A 17,156-nucleotide genomic window follows, 5' to 3' on the forward strand; every position below is an offset into this window, starting at 1 on the left:
CTACTCCTCCGGTTCCGTCGTGAACATCAGCGGGTAGCCCTTGGCCTTGCCGGCATCGGTCGCCCGAGTCGCCTTGGTCTCGGCGACGTCCCTTGTGAAGACGGCGACGACGCAGACGGCTCAGTCACCGGGCCAGCAAACAAAATGAGATTTCCGTCTGGATCCATAACAATGAAGTTTCTGGCACCCCAGGGTTCTTTCCTGAGGACTTAGTGAAAGGGCACCCCTGCGGCCTGAAAATTCAGAAAGAGCTGTTTAATCTCGTCTGCAGTATCGACTGTGATCCCGGCGGAGAGCAGGTGTTCACGTTGCCGTATATCGCCAACGAACACAGGTTCGCAAACCAGCCTCAGCGCGAGTTGCGCATTGTCACGTGTCACCTGTCCGTAAAATGCCGGGTCGCCGTAAACAAAGTCGACTCCGAAGCCGAGCTTGGTGGTGAAGAATTCGAACGACGCTTTGATGTCGGTGACGAACAACTGCGCTGAGGTTGAACTCAGAACGGGTGCAGGTACGGTCTGTTTTTTCTGATCTGTCATGGCTGGGGCTCCTGTCTTGAGCGCCTGCCATCCCTCGAACCCCGATTGACGCGCGATCAGTTCCTGCGCGTCGCTGAGCTTGAAATTTGCTTCCAGTACCTGATTGTCATCGAGATGCTGGAAGCGTGGCAACGCAGCCCTGATCTCGGCTGCGACCGGATAGTACCGTTCGCGGTGCCACCGCAAATATTGCTTGGCCTGCTTTTTGAGGTTTTCGAGATTCGGCATGGGCGCAACTGTGGTTACAGTATAGGCGGGCATTGCCCTTTCGACGTTACACCGATGCGCCCTACGCAGCGCTGCGAACGTGCCTCGGCGATGAGCAGTTGTCAATCACCGCACTCCGTCCAGTACCCTCAACCGTCTTGGCGCTGCACGCCAATCCACCTTCTCCCGCAGCAAGGGGAGGAGGGGAAGCCGGCACTACTCCTCCGGTTCCGTCGTGAACATCAGCGGGTAGCCCTTGGCCTTGCCGGCATCGGTCGCCCGTGTCGCCTTGCTCTCGGCGACGTCCCTGGTGAAGACGGCGACGACGCAGACGCCGCGCTGGTGCGCGGTGATCATCACCCGCCGAGCCTGGTCCTCGCTCAGCTTGAACTCGCCCTTGAGCACCGTCACCACGAACTCGCGCGGCGTGAAATCGTCATTAAGGAGGATGACCTTGTAGAGCTTCGGCCGTTCGATCTTCGGCTTCGTCTTGGTGCGGGGTTTGGTGACGATCTCAGGCATCGGAACCGGCAACTGCGCGCAAGAATTTCGCTTTTATCCTGACATGAACGAAAGCAATCGTCCATTTTGAACCGCCCGCAAACCGCCTTCCTGGCGGGGCGCCGCCGTTCACAAGTATATGCCTTATGTGGGACCGCCGCTAAGCCGCGCAGAGACCGCGAAGAAACGATACGGGCCGTTTCGTTTAAAAATAGCTACCGCCGCAACACCGCCGACAACACATCCCTGATGCCGATGGCGCCGACGAAGCGCGACTGGTCGTCGAACAGCGCCACCGGTGCGGTCTGCGAGCGGTGCATGGCCAGCATCACCGTCTTCAGCGAGGTGCCGGGATTGGCCCAGAATACCTGCGTCGTCTCCTCCGGCTGCGCCTCGACATCGGCGCACGACACCCAGAACGCCGGCTTGCCATCGCGCTCGGCCGCCGCCACCAGCCCGTGCTCATCGATCTTGAAACGCGTCGTCTTGCGGCGGTCGAGCCACACCCAGCCGTCCTCGCCGTGGTCGAGATCACGGCGGTCGCGCATCACGTTCCAGGCAGTCAGCACCGAGAGCGGATTCACATTGGCGATGAAGTCGCGGACATAGTCGTTGGCGGGGCGCAGCACGATGTCTTCCGGCGCGCCGGTCTGCACGATGCGCCCGCCTTCCATGATGGTGATGTGGCTGCCAATCTTCAGCGCCTCCTCGAGATCGTGGCTGACGAAGACGATGGTCTTCTTCAGCTCGGCCTGAAGCTGCAGCAATTCGTCCTGCAGCTTGGTCCGGATCAGCGGGTCGAGCGCCGAGAACGGCTCGTCCATCAGCAGGATCGGCGCTTCGGTGGCAAACGCGCGCGCCAGCCCGACGCGCTGCTGCATGCCGCCGGAAAGCTCGTGGGCGTATTTCGACGCCCACTGGTCGAGGCCGACGAGCTTCAACTGGCGGTCGACGCGCGCCTTGCGCTCGGCTTCGGGCACGCCGGAAAGCTCGAGCCCAAAGCCGACATTTTCCGCGACGGTGCGCCAGGGCAGAAGGCCGAACTGCTGAAACACCATGGCGACCCGCGTCTGTCGGATGTGGCGCAGCGTGGCGGCGTCGCAGGTTGCGACATCGACCATGCGGCCGCCGTCCTTGACCATGACGTTGCCGCGCGCCGGCACGTTGAGCAGGTTGACGGCGCGCAGCAGCGTCGATTTGCCGGAGCCGGAGAGGCCCATCAGGACGGAAATCTCGCCCTCGTTGACGGTCAAATTGGCACCGGCGCAGCCGAGCACGGCGCCGGTCTTCTCCAAAATTTCCTGACGCGTTGCGCCCCTGTCGACGAGCGCCAGCGCTTCCTTGCGCGCCGCGCCGAAGACGATGTCGACATTCTTGAAATCGACCGCAGCGCTCATTTGGCGGCTCCCGTGCCGATGCGGCTGATGCGGTCGAGGATGATGGCGAGCACGACGATGGCGAGGCCGGCTTCGAGGCCGAGCGGGATGTTGACCGAGTTCAGCGCGCGCACCACCGGCTTGCCCAGGCCGTTGGCGCCGATGAGCGCAGCGATCACCACCATGGAGAGGCAGAGCATGATGCACTGCGTCAGCCCCGCCATGATGGTCGGCAGCGCCGCCGGCAGCTCGACTTTCCACAGCAGCTGGCGTTTTGTCGCGCCGAAGGCTTCGCCGGCCTCGATCATCGGTTTAGGCACCGAGGTGATGCCGAGATGCGTCAGGCGGATCGGCGCGGGAGCGGCGAAGATGACGGTGACGATGAGGCCGGGTGCGATGCCGAGGCCGAAGAGAATGAGCACCGGGATCAGGTAGACGAAGGTCGGCATGGTCTGCATCAGGTCGAGGACCGGCTGGAGATAGCGGTAGCCGCGCTCGTTATGCGCCGCCCAGATGCCGATCGGCACGCCGATGGCCATCGAGGCCGCAGCGGCGCCCACGACCAACACCAGCGTCTCGACGGTTTCCTGCCAGAGATCCTGGTTGACGATGAAGAGCAGGCCGAGCGCGACGGCAAGCGCCAGCTTCCATGATTTCTGCAGGTACCAGGCAAGCCCGGCTATGGCGGCGACCAGGAGGACCGGGGGGACGAGCAGCAAAAGATCGACGAGCCCGTCGAGAACGACGGTGAGCCCGTCGGCGATACTGTCGAAAAACCACTCGAAATTGGTGGTCAGAAAGTCGAAGAAGGTCTTGCCCCACCGCCCGATCGGGATCTTGAAGCTCGAAATCAGTTGCGAAACCGGATCCATGGCAAATGTCCCCTCATTCTTCTTCACCTCTCCCCTGACGGGGTGGGCCGAACCGCGCAGCCGAGCCGGGTGGGATGGTCACGGTTATGCTCCGTTCCGAACCATCCCAACCGCGGCGCGTGCCGCGCCGAACCTCCCCACACGGGGAGGTGTAAGTTTGCTACGAACCCAGTGCGGTTTTCACCGCGGCCGCGGCGTCGCCGCCGTCGAAGGTCGTCACGCCGGCGAGCCATGGCGTCATCGCGTCCGGATTGGCCTTGAGCCATTCGGTGGCCGCGGCTTTCGGGTCGGCGCCGTCATTGAGGATCGCACCCATGATCTCGTTTTCCATCTTGAGCGAGAACACCATGTTCTTGAGCAGCGCGCCGACGTTCGGGCATTCGGTGGTGTAGCCGGCCCGGACATTGGTGGCGACGGTCGCGCCGCCGAAATTCGGGCCGAACACCTCATCGCCACCCGACAGATAGGCCATCTTGATGTTGGTGTTCATCGGATGCGGCTCCCAGCCGAGGAAGACCACGTCTTCGCCCGATGCGGCCGCCTTCTGCACCGCCGACAGCATGCCGGCTTCGGAGCTTTCGACAAGCTCGAAATCCTTCAGGCCGAACTTGTCGGCGGCGATCATGTCGAGGATCAGGCGGTTGCCGTCATTGCCGGCTTCGATGCCGTAAATCTTGCCGTCGAGCTTGTCCTTGAATTTGGCGATATCGGCGAAATCCTTCAGACCGGCATCATAGGTGTGCTGTGGAACGGCGAGCGTATATTTCGCGCCTTCCAGGTTGGTCACGACCGTCTCGACCGACTTGTCTTCGAGATAGGGTTTTATGTCGGCTTCCATGGTCGGCATCCAATTGCCAAGGAAGACGTCGACGTCCTTGTTCTTCAGCGAGGTGTAGGTGACCGGAACCGACAGCACCTGCACGTCGGGCTCGTAGCCGAGCGCTTCGAGGATGACGCTGGCGGTAGCGGTGGTGGCGGTGATGTCGGTCCAGCCGACATCGGCAAAACGCACCGGCTTGCAGCTTTCCGGCTCGGCGGCGAGTGCACCGCTCGCCGAAAGAAATGCCGCCAGACCGAAGCCGGCGGCGAGTAGTTTCATACGCGACATCTGTATTCTCCCATTGTGATCTGTCGGCGAAGCGAAATTGCGGATTTGTCTCCGCCTTGTTTCGTCAGCCAAACACCATTCTGGTGCGGTTTCAAGCGATAAGACAATCGCGATCAACGGCGCGGGCTGGCCGACCAGCGACAGATTCGCCGCTTTTCCGGTGGCCAGGCGCTTTTCCGGTGGAACGTCGGGACGCCCCCTCCCCGCGTTGGGACAACTCGGCTTAAAAGGGCGGCATGGCCAAGCTGTACTTCCACTATGCGACGATGAATGCCGGCAAGACGACGATGCTGCTGCAGGCCTCCTACAATTACCGCGAGCGCGGCATGATGACGATGCTGTTCGTCGCCGGCCACTACCGCAAGGGCGACACCGGGCTGATCTCGTCGCGCATCGGCCTGGAGACGGAGGCTGAGATGTTCCGCGACGGCGACGACCTGTTCGCCAGGGTCGCCGAGCATCACGACCACACGACCGTGCATTGCGTCTTCGTCGACGAGGCGCAGTTCCTCGAAGAGGAGCAGGCGTGGCAGCTTGCCCGCATCGCCGACCGGCTGGACATCCCGGTGATGTGCTACGGCCTGCGCACGGATTTCCAGGGCAAGCTGTTTTCCGGCTCGCGCGCGCTCCTGGCGATAGCAGACGATCTGCGCGAGGTGCGCACCATCTGCCGCTGCGGCCGCAAGGCGACGATGGTCGTGCGCCTCGGCGCGGACGGCAAGGTGGCGAGACAGGGCGAACAGGTGGCGATCGGCAAGGATGTTTATGTCTCGCTCTGCCGCCGCCATTGGGAAGAGGAAATGGGCCGCGCCGCGCCCGACGATTTCATCGGCTTCACCAAGGCCTGAGCAACGCCGTCGGCGACGCTGCCGATCTCCCCCCTTGCGGGCCCTTGCGGGGGAGATCGGGTGCGGCTTCGGCTTTTCGCCAATCACCAGCGGTGGAAGGCAGGCCGATGGGGTCGGGTTTTGTTTGAGGTATCGCGGCATCTTCCGCCTTTCCTTCCCCCCTTGCCATACATATATTCGCGGCGTTCGCGACACGAACAATTGCCGAAGCGGGAGGCTCCTATGGCGACATTGCAGAATTTCGATGCCGAAATTGCCAAGACCAATCAGGTCGTGCAGGACATGCGCACCAAGATCGAGCAGTCCGGCGCCGTGCTCGACACGCTCGCCAGGACCGACAGGAAGATCGGCGACGCCAATTTCGACCTCGAGAACGCCCGCATCGAGGATGTGCTGAAGCAGCAGAAGGTGATGGAAGGCAACATCGCCGACCTGATCATCGGGCTGGAGGACGCCACCAACGTCTTCGGCGCCGAATTCGAGAGCATGAAGAACTACACCGGCTGGGAAAGCTTCGTCGGCATATTTTCCGACCAGAGCAAGCAGCGCATGCGCACCGACCGCGTCCGCAACATGTCGCTGGCCGGCAATCTGCAGGAGCTTCTGGCGAAATCCGACACCATCGTCGGCATCCTCAAGGCGCAGAAGCAGATCCTCGACCAGCGTTACAAGACCTCCGAGGCCAGCCTGTCGCAGGTGATCGAGCGCCGCAAGGCAACCATGTCGAATCTCGAGACCGTGCAAAAGCGCATCGAGGAGCTCAATCCGATGCTGCTCGACATCGAGAACAAGATCGCCGCCTCGACCAGCCAGAAGGAGCGCACCGAGCTTGAGGGCGAGCGTTCGAAACTGGCAACCGAGTACAACGAGAAGCAGGCCAAGGAGCAGGAACTGCTGGCCGAAAGCCAGACGCTGGAGCGCTACACCTCGATGTTCCAGACCTTCGTCGATTCGCTCAACAACCAGATCGCGGCGCAGTCGACGCTGATCAACAAGCTGACCATCGATACCGAGCAGCGCATCGTGCTCTACAAGGCCCTGGAAGATTCGCTGAAGACCGCCGCCCAGCAGGACGTCGCTCACAAGATCAACACGCTGGGCAGCCAGGTCGACAACACCGCCGAGGAAACCATGGCCGGCATCGGCGCGGCCTCGCAGAAGCACATTGGCGATCTCCTCGAAATGCACGAGAAGAACATGGTGGCGACCGCCGACATCCAGCGCCGCAAGAAGCTGGCCGACGATGCCTTTGCCCGCCGCTTCGACGACGTGCTGAAAAAGCACAATGCGGCAAACTACGTGCAGTCGTAATTGCTGCATATCTCCCAAGGGCTGGCTGCATGACCCCCGAAAACGAAGCCGCAACGCGGTATTTCTCGGCGATCACCGCGGCACTCAGCGGCCTCGAAGTGTTCATGCGCGACGATCGCTCGCCGCTCTACCGGCACGGCATCGTCGCCAAGATCGTCGCCGAATACATTGCGCGGCTCGACAACTCGTTTTCCTGCTGGCGCAACCGGCTGGGCTTCATGGAGACATTCCGCATCTCGCGCGCCGAAAGCGGCTTTCCGGTCTTCCAGAACGTGCTCGAACTTGAAAACGACCGCCGCCAGGCCGATACGCGTCTCGCCAACATACCGCTGGCCGACGAGTTGCGCGAGGAAATGGCCGACTTCATCCTGCGCCACAAGGAATTCCCCGAGGCGCTGCAGAAGTCGATGGCCGAGCGGCTCTATCTGGAAGGCGTCAGGAGCGAGACGACCTTCGGGCCGTTCACCTTGGCGCAGACGGCAAAAGTCTCGGTCAATCCGAAGACCAGGCGGCCTTACTACCTCGCCCATTGGGCAGCCTTCGACGGCAGCGCCAACCTGCCGCTGGTCTACATGGTGACGGTCGAGGATTCCTCCGAAGAGATGATCGGGCAGCTTGTCGACCGCAATGGCAAGCTCAACGAAAAGGTCGACATTCCGCTTCCGGTTGAAGGACTGCTCAATCCCGAGCTTGCCCACCGCTTCGACGACTTCACCGAGAAGAACTCCGCCTATACGCTGTCGCCGGCTACGATCGCGGTCAACCTCGACAAGGATTTCGAGCAACTCCACCCCAAGCAGCTGCGCCGCGTCGTGCTCGGGCCTTTCTATTCGGCCGGGATCACCGACAACAATTCGACGGTGACCGACATTCTGGACAAGGTGCGCAAGCCGGAAAACGCCTGGCTGCTGACCTGGACCATCCAGGAGGTTTATTCGAAATCCGAAAAGCCAGGTCGCAAGGGGTTGTTTTCGAGCGAGAAGGCGACGCAGGAATTCTTCATCGACACCGACGATCTGGAGGCGGCGCGACAAGGCGTGTCGAGCTACGAGAAGCACGCGCTGATCCCGCATGAGGCCTATCAGGCGCTCTACGCCGCCGGCGAGGCGCAGAAGATCTTTTCCGGCTACAAGGTCCACATCCTGTCCAAAGGACAGGTCATCAGTGACGTCTGACAGTCAAACCGCGGAGCATCCTTCATGGACACCGGCCTGACCACGATTTCGGAAGCGGCAATCGAAAAGCACCGCGCCACCGCGCAGAGCTTCATCACCCGCATCGTCGTGCTGGAGGACCCGTCGCGGGAATCCGGTACCGCACTGGCCGGCACCAACCGCCGCTTCGTCTCGACCGTCTCGGTCGGCTCGGTGCGCCGCACGCGCGAGGTCGAGCTTTCCAAGACCGTCGCCGCCGTCCATCCCGACGACCAGCTGCTGAGCATTGCACAGCACATGCTGCTTTATCGCACCCGGCGCGGGCTGGCGATCGCGCTGGCCATCGCCGATGTCTTCGCCGAAGGCTCAGATCTCGAGAGCCTGAAGGCGAAAAACGCCCGCGCGCCGCTCGAAGGCGACGAGGCCGCCGCCTTCAAGAAGCTGCTGTCGGCCTCGGCCTATATTTCGGCCTTCAGCCTCGCCTCCTATCTGTTCCAGCTGATCGACAGCGACGGCGAGGCGCCGAACGACACGCCCGAGCCGGACTTTTTGTTCGACACGCCGCAGGACGCGGTGAAATCGATCGTAGCCGGCCTCGACAGGGCGATAGCAGGCGCGAAGGACGACGCCGATCTGATGACCCGGGCGCGCGCATTCGCCCGTGTCGTCATCGACGGGCTTTTGGCGCGAAAGGGCCGCTTCGACGGCATTGGTCCGTTTGAGAATGCGCATATCCGCATCGACGTCGACGACTTCACCCTCGACGGCTTCGACGTCGCGCCGGGCAAGCGGTCGAAGCCGCTGGTGATGACCTTCAAGAAGCCGGAAGAGGTCGTCGGCAACCACATCGCCAAATACCAGTCGGTCAAGCTCGCCAAGATGCTGATGGCATACGATTTCGAGCGCGAGCTGAACCCGTTTGTCGAGCTCGGCGGCTTCCTGTTCACCTTCATCGGCGACGGCGCGCCCGGCACCGGCAAGACGACGCTGATCCAGATGATCGCCGGTCTCGTCAACGGCTACTGCCAGGTCGCCGGCTATCCCTTCGCCTACGAGAATTTCGGCGTCGACCAGATCTCCTCCTACCAGGGCAAGTCGGGCCAGAACTGCCGCCAGTTCATCAACAATGTGCTGAACTCGCGCGTCATCGGCTTCGGCACCATCGACGATATCGACCAGGTGGCGGCCCGCCGCTCCGACGATCGCGCCTCGGCCGGCCAGCAGGAAATCACCGGCGTCCTGATGGACGCATTCGGGGGTGCGGCCACGGTGGTGCGCGGCAACTGCTCCTTCGGCATGTTCTCCAACTATCCCGAAAACGTCGACGACGCGCTGCGCCAACGCGCCGGCGCCCGCTGGCTGGTCGATGGGCCCCAAACGCGCGACGACTATATCGACATCTTCGTGCTGCTCGCCGGCAAGAACCACAAGATCCCGCTCGGCGACCACAAGCTCTATGCCGCCCAAGAAATCCAGCGCGCGGTGATGGAGGCCTATGAAGAGCACGAGAAGCCCAGGGAAGACGGGCTGATGAAGGTCTATGAGCGCTACATGAAGGAGAACGGCGCGCCGAAGTCGATGGCCGACATCGGCACCTATCTGCACATGATCAAGGAGGCCGAGCCGCGCTTCACCGGCCGCGCCATCAAGAATGTCACCGATGCGATCAAGATGCGCGCCATGGACATCGAGTTGCCGGACGAATGGTTCGAGAAGCCTGAAGTCTTCATGCACAAGAGCTACGACGACAAGAAGGCGATGATCGAGGAACTGCGCGGCCCGTTCTCGATGGACATGGTCATGCAGGAGGTCAACCGCTACGCCGACTCGGAGTTCCGCTATTCCGACAAGTCAGACGACGCCGCAGTGACCAAGATGATCCGCGACACCCGCCTGCGCGACCGCGCGGTCCGCGAGATCGAGGAGCTGAAGAAGAAGGGCCTGTGGAATGCGTGAGACGCGCCGACGCTCCCTTCTCCCCTTGTGGGAGAAGGTGTCGCCGAAGGCGACGGATGAGGGGTGCTCCAGCTTGGCGCCGATGGCGCTCCGTCCAGCACCCCTCATCTGTCTCGGCGCTACGCGCCGATCCACCTTCTCCCACAAGGGGAGAAGGGATGCCCGCGCCCCTCATCCGCCCTTCGGGCACCTTCTCCCCGTGAACGGGGAGAAGAGATAGATGAGCCCCGCCAGGAAGTCCGACCTTTTGCGCGAGAACGAGCTGATCTATGGCCGGCTGCTGACCATCGACGAGCCACATCTGATCCAGCGCTACAACAAGGCTTTGGTCGCCTTCGGCCTGAAGCCGACGAAGCTGAAGAGCTTCGAGATCGACCGCACCGGCTTCTCGCCGCAAGTGGCCGAGGAATGCGGCGACTACAGCTACCTCGATCCCAACGAGATCAATCGCCGCTTCATCCTCCTGACGCCGTCGCAGGTCGACCTGCCGGTGGTCCACACCGCCTTTTCCAACACCTCGCAGCTGATGTTCGAGTTCATGTCGACGAACCAGCGCGCCATCGACGCGCTGACCATCAAGGATGTCATCTACGGCGAGATCGAGGATTCGGTCCCCAAGGTCGACGACATCGAGGACCTGCTGTCGATCAACCAAGTCGAGTTCAAGGTGCTGTCGGCGGAGGACGTGCTCGGCAAAGCCGCCGAACTCGGCAAGCTCGTCGACCGGTTGAAGCAGGAGCCGGACGCCTGGCGCGACAGCGCCATGCTCACCCGCATGGTCGAGCTTGCCAAGATCTGCGGCGACATCCGCGAGAACGCGCTGGTGCCGGATCAGGTGATCTTTCGCCACAGCGCCTATTGGACCAGCCATTTCGGCGGGCTCTATGTGTTCATCGACCCCGACATGACGACGGTGATCAGCGACCCGGCAGCACCCGGCTTCCGCCGCTCGCGGCCGTGGCAGGTGAGCTACCTCTCGATCAACGATGCCGACAGGGTGTTCAAGTTCCTCGCCGCGACCGGCCGCATCGAACTGCCGCGGGCCTCGTGGATCGAAACATCAGGCTATCTCGAGCATCGCGCCGAAATGGTGGTGCGCGCGCTGATCCGCGACGCCGAGCCCGACCGCAACCTGACTGACGTCGACAAGGTCTGGCTGCAGACCTGGATCCACAGCCATGCCGACCTGATCACCAGGGACGGCAATTTTCCTTTCCTCAACGCCGCCAAACGCGAGATCGCTCACCTCGGCTATCTCAAGGTCGAGGACGTGTTCCCGCAGCAGCGTTTCCTGACGATCCGGGCCAAGCCCGGACATCCCGACGCCTGGCTGACCAACCAGCTGATCTCGGATTTCGTGCCGCAGGATTTCGTCTCGCGCTACGTCTTCAACAAACCGGGTTTTTACAGGGACTATGACGGCTTCAGCGACGCCTGGCGATCGCATGTTGTGGACGTTCTGAAAACCACATATCTGAAAGACAAGGTGGCGTTTCGCACACGCCTCTACGGCCTTAGCGATTGAAGGCCGGCTGACTGACGAGGGGTGACATCGCCATGCTTGATCCGATCGTGAACTTCTTCACACGGATGTTCCAGTGGATCGGCCGCGGCATCGGCTTCGCCGTCGGCGTGATCCTGTGGCCGTTCATGTGGGCCGGGCGCTGGTATACGCAGCGCGGCTGGATCCTGAAGACGGTGCTCGGCCTCGCTCTGCTCATGCTGATCGGCCTCTACGGCTATTTCATCTGGAACACGCAGGTCTGGAGCAATTTCAATCCCGCCTATGCGGAAGCATATAGGTTCACGCAGCCGGCCGGAACCACGCCGGCACAGCCCGCTCCTTCCGCCACCGGGGAAACTGCTGGCGTCGAGGGAGAGGTCAAGACCTGCACCCACTCGGCCATTGTCCAGGTGACAGCCGATCTCATCGATTTCAACGTCAACGAGAATGCCTGGATCTCGTCGATGATACTCTACAAGCTCGGGCTCTTCGGCATGGACTGGGACCGCACGCCGTTTCTCGACAACAAGGCCTCCTTCCAGCGCGGGGTCAATCAGGCCATCCGGCGCACCACGGTCGAGCTTGTCGACACGCTGGGCCGCGTCCGCGGCACCAGCCAGATCGACCAGAACCTGCAGGATGCGCGCGGCGCGATCACCTTCGACGAGGAAACCTGGTACTTCGGCCTCAGGCCCTTTGGTCCGAAAACCCCGACGCCGAGTTTTTATCGCACGGCGGCGAGCAGCCTTCGCGCCTTCAACGACCGGCTCATGAAATGCGAGGTTGTCTTCAACGCGCGCGCCGACAATCTGTTGCAGTTCGTCGATCGGATCGCGAGTGACATAGGCTCGACGTCGGACCTGATCCGTGACCGTTCGCAGAACTTCAACAGCGGCTGGTTCGACACGCGCGCTGACGACCGCTTCTGGTTCGCCTACGGCCAGCTCTACGGCTATTATGGCATCCTGACGGCGGCGCATCACGATTTTCAGCAGATCCTCGACAATCGCGGCCTCACGCCGCTGTGGAACAGCGTGGAAGGCCAGCTCAAGGCAGCGCTCGCCATCCAGCCTCTGATAATCTCCAACGGCCGCGAGGATGGCTGGATCATGCCCACCCACCTCACCACGATGGGTTTCTATGTGCTTAGGGTTCGATCGAACCTCGTCGAGGTCAGGTCTGTCCTGGATCGGTGAAGCAAGCGATTGGTGAAAGACGCCTTGGCTTGAATCACCGCTGGCCCCGTCGGGATCGGCAACGTGCTGACGCGGCAGTTCGGCTGCGCATTGCGAGGAGCGGAACCTGATCGTCTCGCCGTCGTTCAACCGTGGGCGGCAGCCAGCGAGGACACGCGATGGATATCCGGGAAATTGCCCGAAATCTCTATGCCACGATCGATGCGCGGGACTGGGATAGACTGGCCGGTCTGGTCTCTCCGGATCTCACCGTTCATCTCGCCAGCGCCAATCCGATCGGCTTCGATGACTGGCGAAAATCGCTGACCGAATTCTTTGTTGGATTCCCGGACGGACATCACGTCATCGACGACTATATCGGCGATGCCGACAAGGTGGTCACGCGCGGTCGCTTTCAGGGCACGCACACCGGCATCTTCCACGGCGTCGCACCGAGCGGAAATTGCGTCTCGGTTGGTGTGATTAACATTGATCGCGTCGAGAACGGCATCGTGGTCGAACATTTCGGCCAGCTTGACGGCTTGGGGCTGATGCACCAGATCGGCGCATTCTAGCGCCACCGCTCGAAGCGCCGACCGGCGTTCCAACCCTGTCGCATTCCGTGCATTCCGCGGCTGTTTTGAGACGGCAGGACGGCGCGTGCTCTGGCTTCTATACGGCGCGACAACCCGCGAAGATCCGGGTCAGGTCGACCAGGAGCCGTCTTTCTCTATAGGAAACATAGTTGCATGCAAGTTGACGCCACGGCAGCCACAGGGGTAGAACGTGCCCTCGCCTGCAGCGCCAGGCTGTTCCGAACAGGCTTGCGACCACACTGATCAAACCCGTCCCCTCCACCGTCCAATCCAGAGGAAAGCCGCCATGGCCGAAGTGAAGTCCGACATCGAGATCGCGCGCGCCGCCGACAAGAAGCAGATCCAGGCGATCGGCCAGAAGATCGGCATTCCAAGCGAGCATCTTTTGCCTTACGGCCACGACAAGGCGAAGATCTCGGCCGAGTTCATCAAGTCGGTGAAGGCAAACAAGGACGGCAAGCTGATCCTCGTCACCGCCATCAACCCGACGCCGGCCGGCGAAGGCAAGACGACGACGACGGTGGGCCTCGGCGACGGTCTCAACCGCATCGGCAAGAAGGCCATCATCTGTATCCGCGAGGCCTCGCTCGGGCCGAATTTCGGCGTCAAGGGCGGCGCTGCCGGCGGCGGCTATGCGCAGGTCGTGCCGATGGAGGACATGAACCTCCACTTCACCGGCGATTTCCATGCCATCACCACGGCGCATAATTTGCTTTCGGCGCTGATCGACAACCACATCTACTGGGGCAACGAACTCGGTATCGACATCCGCCGCGTCGTCTGGCGCCGCGTCATGGACATGAACGACCGCGCACTGCGCGAGATCATTTGCTCGCTCGGCGGCGTCGCCAACGGTTTTCCGCGCGAGGGCGGCTTTGACATCACCGTCGCCTCGGAGGTCATGGCGATCCTGTGCCTCGCCACCGACCTGAAGGATTTGGAAAAGCGCCTCGGCGACATCATCGTCGCCTATCGCCGCGACAAGTCGGCCGTCTATGCCCGCGACCTCAAGGCCGACGGCGCCATGGCCGTGCTGCTCAAGGACGCCATGCAGCCCAACCTCGTGCAGACGCTGGAGAACAACCCGGCCTTCGTCCATGGCGGCCCCTTCGCCAACATCGCGCATGGCTGCAACTCGGTCGTCGCCACCACGACGGCGCTGAAACTTGCCGACTATGTCGTCACCGAAGCCGGTTTCGGCGCCGATCTCGGTGCCGAAAAGTTCTTCGACATCAAGTGCCGCAAGGCCGGCCTGAAGCCGGCGGCCACGGTCATCGTCGCCACCGTGCGCGCCATGAAGATGAATGGCGGCGTCAAGAAGGAAGACCTCGGCAAGGAGAACGTCGAGGCGGTGAAGAAGGGCTGCGCCAATCTCGGCCGTCACATCGAGAATGTCAGGCAGTTCGGCGTGCCTGCGGTGGTCGCCATCAACCATTTCTATTCCGACACCGACGCTGAAATCAGGGCGATGAAGGACTACGTCGCCTCGATGGGCGAAGAGGCGATCCTGTGCAAGCACTGGGCCCACGGCTCGGCCGGCATCGAGGAACTCGCCAACAAGGTGGTGACGCTGGCCGAATCCGGCTCCTCGCAGTTTGCGCCGCTCTATCCCGACACCATGCCGCTGTTCGAGAAGATCAACACCATCGTCCAGCGCATCTATCGCGGATCCGAAGCGATCGCCGACAAGTCGGTGCGCGACCAGCTCCACGCCTGGGAGCACGCCGGCTACGGCAATTTGCCGGTTTGCATGGCCAAGACGCAGTATTCGTTCTCGACCGATCCGAACCTGCGCGGCGCGCCGACCGGCCACACTGTGCCGGTGCGCGAGGTCAGGCTGTCTGCCGGCGCCGGCTTCATCGTCGTCATCTGCGGCGAGGTCATGACCATGCCCGGCCTGCCCAAGGCACCGTCCTCGGAGAAGATATTCCTGAACGAGATGGGCCAGATCGAAGGCCTGTTCTGAGAATTTCGAAGGCCGGAAAGATAAGGGCGCCGCAGCGATGCGGCGCCCTCTTTTGCTTGGCCGCGCCAAACTTCTAAGCGGCGTTGCGTGCCAGCGCGCGCTGGTTGGAGGCGTAGGGCATATCGCGCTCGGGCAGCACGCCGGTCTTCAGGCAGTCGATCCATTCGGCGGTCTTGAGAACGGCGGCGAAGCGCGACTGCAGGACAACCGTCACCACGCGATGGACGTCCTCGGCCGAGGCGTAGCCGGCGCTGTTGGCATAGGGCAGCGACCCCGTCGCATCCGACAGGAACTCGACGGCAAAGCCCATATGGACCGCGTGGATGACGGTCGACAAATCGCAATTATGCGTCATGTAGCCGATGACCGTAATCGTATCGATAGCGTTGGCGCGCAGCCATTCCTCGAGGTCGGTGCCGGTGAAGGCGCTTGGCAAGGTCTTTTCGATGTAGTGGTCACGGTTTCGCCTCGCGACCTCGGGATGCAATTCTGCGCCGTGACTGCCCTTGGCGAAGACCGGTGAGGTTTCCGGCGCCAACTGCTTGACGACCACCACCTTGACGCCTGCCTCGGCGGCCGCGTCCATGGCGCGTGCCACATTGGCGACGGTGTCGCGGAAGGGCGGGTGCTTGATGGCGAGATTGCCGCCGTCATAGTCGTTCTGAACGTCGACGACGATGAGGGCACGGCGTGGCGCTTTGCCTTTGGCTGAGTCCGACATGGAGTTTTCCTTTCCCGTTTGACATTGATGGTCGAGGATAGACTCGGCATCGGTCCGCAAAAGTGTCCCGATTGACATAGTTCGAAATAATTGGGACATTCGGGTCTAACCCCTCATTGGTGCCCATCATGGCTGATCCGATCGTTGCCGCCATCGCCTTCGATGGCATCAGCCCGTTCCACCTCTCCGTGCCCTGCCTTGTATTCGCAGAGGATCGCACGACGCTCGGCCTGCCGCGCTTCGAGTTCCGGGTCTGCGCGATTGAGGACGGGCCGATCCGCACCGATGCGGGGCTGACCATCAGCGTCCCGCACGGGCTTTCCGCGCTTGATGACGCCGACATAGTCATCGTGCCCAGCTGGAAGAACCTCGAAGTCCCACCGCCGGCGGCACTGATCGAGGCGCTGCGCCGCGCGCACCGGCGCGATGCGCTGATTGTCGGATTGTGCCTGGGAACGTTCGCTGTTGCGGCGACCGGACTGCTTTCGGGGCGGCGAGCCGCGACGCACTGGGCTTTTTCCGACCAGCTGCAGGCCCTCTATCCCGACATTCTCGTCGAGCCGGAGGTGCTCTATATCGACAACGGCGATGTCGTGACCTCGGCCGGTGTCGCCGCCGGGCTCGACTGCTGTCTCCACATCATACGGGCCCGCTATGGCGCGGAGGCGGCACTCCGGCTTGCCCGGCAGATCGTGCTTTCTCCTCATCGGCAGGGCGGACAGGCGCAGTTCATAGAGCGTCCGATCGCCAGGACCGAAAGTGCCGACCGCTTCACCCACGCCATCGACACCGTGCGCAAGACGTTGCACGCGACGCACAGCCTCGACAGTGTCGCCGCTACCGCCGGCCTCACCCGCCGGACCTTCACGCGCCGCTTCCAGAAAACAATCGGCACCAGCTTCGGCGACTGGCTGACCGATCAGCGCGTCGCGCTGGCGCAGCGGCTGCTGGAAGCAACGGAAAAATCAATGGACACGGTTGCCTTCGAGGCCGGCTTCGGCAGCGCCACCTCGCTGCGCCAGCATTTTGCGGCGCGGCTCAGAACCACGCCCGCGCAGTACCGCCGCGAATTCTCGAAGAACGCTCAGGAGCGCGTGGCAAGATAGTTCCAACTCATATTGGAACAATCACTGTCGGTGTCGGCGCTGCCCCTCACCTGCCTGCCGGCATCCTCTCCCCGAATAGTGACGGGGAGAAGGGGCTGGCCGCAACCTCGGTACCCTTTCTGCAGCGCTGGTGATTTGCGAAATCGCCGATGACGGCATCTTTGTCCCCGTCACTATACGGGGAGAAATGCCCGGCAGGGCAATGAGGGGCAGCGC

Annotated in this window: 14 protein-coding genes and 2 pseudogenes; 9 read left to right on the forward strand and 7 right to left on the reverse strand. The window is 62.3% G+C overall.

The annotated features are described in order from the left end of the window. The 6 genes and pseudogenes from clpS (AC0L28_RS03460) to AC0L28_RS03485 form a co-directional block, all read right to left on the reverse strand. Positions 1–117 (reverse strand): annotated as a pseudogene (gene clpS, locus AC0L28_RS03460) (ATP-dependent Clp protease adaptor ClpS); the annotation flags it as partial. Between the two features lie 11 nt (positions 118–128). Next, positions 129–767, reverse strand: a pseudogene (locus AC0L28_RS03465) (VOC family protein); the annotation flags it as partial. Between the two features lie 195 nt (positions 768–962). Beyond that, complete coding sequence (clpS, locus tag AC0L28_RS03470) at positions 963–1,268, reverse strand: ATP-dependent Clp protease adapter ClpS (RefSeq protein ID WP_473475548.1); 306 nt, start codon at positions 1,266–1,268, stop codon at positions 963–965. 194 nt (positions 1,269–1,462) lie between these two features. Continuing rightward, positions 1,463–2,644: a choline ABC transporter ATP-binding protein gene (gene choV, locus AC0L28_RS03475; protein ID WP_473475550.1), complete on the reverse strand. Its 1,182-nt coding sequence runs from the start codon at positions 2,642–2,644 to the stop codon at positions 1,463–1,465. Continuing rightward, positions 2,641–3,495 carry a choline ABC transporter permease subunit gene (gene choW, locus AC0L28_RS03480; protein ID WP_023799956.1) on the reverse strand — a complete coding sequence of 285 codons (855 nt, stop codon included), beginning with the start codon at positions 3,493–3,495 and terminating at the stop codon, positions 2,641–2,643. The genes choV and choW overlap by 4 nt, the downstream gene beginning before the upstream one ends. A gap of 160 nt (positions 3,496–3,655) precedes the next feature. After that, positions 3,656–4,603 (reverse strand): choline ABC transporter substrate-binding protein, encoded by a 948-nt coding sequence (locus AC0L28_RS03485; protein ID WP_287073496.1) that lies wholly within the window; start codon positions 4,601–4,603, stop codon positions 3,656–3,658. Positions 4,604–4,839: 236 nt separating this feature from the next. Between AC0L28_RS03485 and AC0L28_RS03490 the strand changes: the two genes are divergently transcribed. The 8 genes from AC0L28_RS03490 (at position 4,840) to AC0L28_RS03525 (ending at position 15,113) form a co-directional block, all read left to right on the forward strand. Next, positions 4,840–5,451, forward strand: a complete 612-nt coding sequence (locus tag AC0L28_RS03490) for a thymidine kinase (protein WP_287375412.1) — start codon at positions 4,840–4,842, stop codon at positions 5,449–5,451. A 222-nt stretch (positions 5,452–5,673) separates the two neighbouring features. Beyond that, positions 5,674–6,762, forward strand: a complete 1,089-nt coding sequence (locus tag AC0L28_RS03495) for a hypothetical protein (protein ID WP_023799959.1) — start codon at positions 5,674–5,676, stop codon at positions 6,760–6,762. 29 nt (positions 6,763–6,791) lie between these two features. Further along, positions 6,792–7,937, forward strand: coding sequence for a hypothetical protein (locus AC0L28_RS03500; RefSeq protein ID WP_027151017.1), 1,146 nt, complete (start codon positions 6,792–6,794; stop codon positions 7,935–7,937). 24 nt (positions 7,938–7,961) lie between these two features. Next, positions 7,962–9,872 (forward strand): AAA family ATPase, encoded by a 1,911-nt coding sequence (locus AC0L28_RS03505; RefSeq protein ID WP_287260205.1) that lies wholly within the window; start codon positions 7,962–7,964, stop codon positions 9,870–9,872. 220 nt (positions 9,873–10,092) lie between these two features. Beyond that, the gene (locus AC0L28_RS03510; RefSeq protein WP_473475553.1) at positions 10,093–11,397 is read left to right on the forward strand and encodes a DUF6638 family protein; all 1,305 of its coding nucleotides are present in this window, start codon (positions 10,093–10,095) and stop codon (positions 11,395–11,397) included. A gap of 32 nt (positions 11,398–11,429) precedes the next feature. After that, positions 11,430–12,572 (forward strand): DUF2333 family protein, encoded by a 1,143-nt coding sequence (locus tag AC0L28_RS03515; RefSeq protein ID WP_473475555.1) that lies wholly within the window; start codon positions 11,430–11,432, stop codon positions 12,570–12,572. Between the two features lie 158 nt (positions 12,573–12,730). Continuing rightward, on the forward strand, positions 12,731–13,126 hold the full coding sequence (locus tag AC0L28_RS03520; RefSeq protein WP_473475557.1) for an ester cyclase: 396 nt from the start codon (positions 12,731–12,733) through the stop codon (positions 13,124–13,126). Positions 13,127–13,433: 307 nt separating this feature from the next. Next, the gene (locus AC0L28_RS03525) at positions 13,434–15,113 is read left to right on the forward strand and encodes a formate--tetrahydrofolate ligase (protein ID WP_473475559.1); all 1,680 of its coding nucleotides are present in this window, start codon (positions 13,434–13,436) and stop codon (positions 15,111–15,113) included. 73 nt (positions 15,114–15,186) lie between these two features. Here AC0L28_RS03525 and AC0L28_RS03530 read toward each other — a convergent pair whose 3' ends face one another. Continuing rightward, positions 15,187–15,834 carry a cysteine hydrolase family protein gene (locus AC0L28_RS03530; protein WP_473475561.1) on the reverse strand — a complete coding sequence of 216 codons (648 nt, stop codon included), beginning with the start codon at positions 15,832–15,834 and terminating at the stop codon, positions 15,187–15,189. Positions 15,835–15,962: 128 nt separating this feature from the next. Here AC0L28_RS03530 and AC0L28_RS03535 point away from each other — a divergent pair, with 128 nt between their 5' ends. Then, positions 15,963–16,940, forward strand: a complete 978-nt coding sequence (locus AC0L28_RS03535; RefSeq protein ID WP_473475563.1) for a helix-turn-helix domain-containing protein — start codon at positions 15,963–15,965, stop codon at positions 16,938–16,940. The last annotated feature ends 216 nt before the right edge of the window (positions 16,941–17,156 follow it).

It is taken from the genome of Mesorhizobium sp. WSM4847 (genome assembly GCF_055811335.1).